We start from the raw sequence: 2,528 nt of genomic DNA, 5'->3' as shown, positions 1-2,528 counted from the left end.
GGCGCGGGCGATGCCGCCGCCACCATCGAGCTGCCCGCCGCGATCTCCGCATCGGCGGCGAAGACGATTGCCACCGCCATGCTGGCGCGGGCTGAGGCCGGGCGTACGCGCCGCCAGTTGGTGCTCGACGCATCCGCGATCGACATCGCGCCGGGAACCGTGATCGCGATCGAGGGTGAGGCGCAAGGCGTCGCCTGGCGCGTCACAGCGGTCGCGGTAGAACGCTTTGGCGTGACGCTGGATCTGGTGGCGCTGGCACCGCCGCCGTTGCCGACCATCGCGAGTGGCGGACGGGTGCTGCGCGAAGCGGATGCGCCGGCCGGAAGCACCGTTATTCACGCGGCTGAATTGCCGGACCTTTCGGGTGAATACGCCTCGCGCCCGCGGGTTGCAGTGGTTGCCGCTGGAACATCGCCCGGCTGGCGACGCGCGGCATTGCACTACAGCCTGGATGGCGGGGCGAGCTGGACCGCCGCCGGCGCCACTGCTGCGCCTGGCGTGATCGGCCGCGTCATCAGCCCGTGCGGACCAGCGCCAAGCACCTTGATCGACCGCGTCCACAGCCTGGAGGTCGAGCTGGCGCATGGGGGCATGCATCTGAGGGCGGCGGATGCAGGTGCGCTCGACGCGGGTGCCAATCTAGCGTTGGTCGGGGAGGAGCTTCTGCAGTTCGGCGAGTCGGCCAAATTAGGCGAACGAACCTGGCGCCTCACGCTGCTGCGTCGCGGCAAATTCGGCACGTCGGGAAACCTGTTGCACGATGACGCCCCGTTCGTGTTGCTCGACGGTAACAGTGTTGTAAGCTTTCCGGCCGACGCCGCCCTGACGCAGCCGGTGCTGGTGATGGCGAATGGCGTTGGCGACGCGCAGCCGGCAGAGGCGATATGCCGGCTGACCGGGCGCTCCCTGGTCCCGCCCGCGCCGGTGCACCTGACCGGCCGCATCATCGACCATGTCCTGCACTGTACGTGGCGGCGTCGCAGCCGCGCCGACTGGCGCTGGCGCGATGGCGTCGACGCGGCGCTGATCGAAGAACGCGAGGGATACCAGGTTACGATCGACGCGGCGGGCGGGCGCACCACGCTGGTGACCGGCGATCCGCATCTCGCAACGCCGCTGGCGGCGATCGGCGGCGGCCCCGTCCTTGTCGCGGTGCAGCAGATCGGGACCCACGGCCTCTCCGAAGCGGCAACGCTGCACCTCTGACGAAAGGGCAAAAGAACAATCATGAGCACGATGGAAAATGCCACGGCGCGCTGGCGCCTGCCGCTGCTTCATGCAGGGCAGGCGCAGAAGGAACTTGACCACAATGAAGCGTTGGCGCTGCTCGACATGGCGGTGCAGCCGGCGGTGACGGCGATGGGCGCCGATTTGCCGCCGGCTGAGCCCGCTGAGGGCGCCTGCTGGGTGGTTGGCGACGCACCGGTGGGCGCATGGGCCGGCCAGGCACGATCACTGGCGGGATGGACGGCCGGCGGCTGGCGCTTCCTCGCTCCCCATCCGGGAATGACGGTGTGGCGTATCGAGGATGGCCTGACCGCCCGTTATCAGGATGGGGCGTGGCGGATCGGCGAACTGTGCGCCTCCAGCCTCGTAATCGCGGGATCGCCGATGCTTGCCGCCCAGCAGTCGCCGATCGCCGGTGCATCAGGAGGTTCCACGATCGACCTCGAAGCGCGCGAAGTGCTTGAAGCAGTGTTGGAAACGTTGCGAAATCACCATCTGATCGGGCGCTAAAAAGTGTGTTTTCTGCGCAACAGTCGCCTCTTTTTGTCGCCTTGCACGGAAACCTTCCTTTCGATAGTGAGTTTGCGCTGTCCGTAGTGACACCATGGAAAGGGGAATATGATGCGGAAGCTTGCCGTAGTTCTGGCGCTCGCTTCTACCGCTCTCGCCTCGCCTGCACTTGCCCGCGATAACGCGTGGTACGTCGGCGTCGAGTTCGGTGGTATGATCGTCGAGGACATCGACTACGATATCTCGTCGGTGACGTCTGGCACCAGCACGGTCGACCACGATTATGGCTATGACGGCGGCGCCGTTGCTGGCTATGACTTCGGTGGCTTCCGCCTCGAGGCCGAAGTTGCCTACAAGGCCGCGACTGTCGACAGCTATACGTCGACCGTTGGCGTTCCGGTTGGCACCGCAGGCGGCGTCGTGAACGTTGCTCCGGGTACCTTCGACTATGCAGGCGGCCGTTCGACCGCGCTGAGCTTCATGGTCAATGGTATGCTCGACTTCGGTGACGATGACGGCATCCAGGGCTTCATCGGCGGTGGTGCCGGTGTGGCGCGCGTCAAGAACCGCATCGCGATCAACCAGCGCGGTAGCTTCTTGAACGACTCGGATACGGTCTTCGCATGGCAGGGCATCGCCGGCGTTCGTGCGCCGCTGACCGACAACCTGGACGCGACGCTGAAGTATCGTTTCTTCAACGCCAGCAACGTCGAGCTCGTCGACTTCTCGAACCGCGGCTACGAAGGCCGGTTCCGGTCGCACAGCATCCTCGGCGGTCTGACCTACAACTT

At 66.0% G+C, this 2,528-nt stretch carries 2 protein-coding genes and 1 pseudogene; all 3 read left to right on the top strand.

Annotation, left to right across the window (positions count from 1 at the left end; genetic code table 11):
* On the top strand, nucleotides 1–1,206 hold a 1,206-nt coding region (locus tag AX702_RS07655), incomplete at its 5' end, for a GTA baseplate fiber-binding domain-containing protein (protein WP_231731770.1).
* Nucleotides 1,207–1,227: 21 nt separating this feature from the next.
* Complete coding sequence (locus AX702_RS07650; RefSeq protein WP_066778225.1) at nucleotides 1,228–1,737, top strand: DUF2793 domain-containing protein; 510 nt, start codon at nucleotides 1,228–1,230, stop codon at nucleotides 1,735–1,737.
* A gap of 111 nt (nucleotides 1,738–1,848) precedes the next feature.
* Nucleotides 1,849–2,528: pseudogene (locus AX702_RS07645) on the top strand (outer membrane beta-barrel protein); the annotation flags it as partial.

The sequence above is a fragment of the Sphingomonas sp. CCH5-D11 genome (genome assembly GCF_001557395.1).
In the GTDB taxonomy this organism is placed as follows: domain Bacteria; phylum Pseudomonadota; class Alphaproteobacteria; order Sphingomonadales; family Sphingomonadaceae; genus Sphingomonas.
The sequence above is the reverse complement of the archived record's forward strand: the minus strand, read 5'-3'. Positions and strand labels throughout refer to the sequence as shown.

What these genes read in the sequence shown, in the direction of transcription:
- AX702_RS07650 (WP_066778225.1), top strand. Translation starts at nt 1,228, where the DNA reads ATGAGCACGATGGAAAATGCCACGGCGCGCTGGCGCCTGCCGCTGCTT.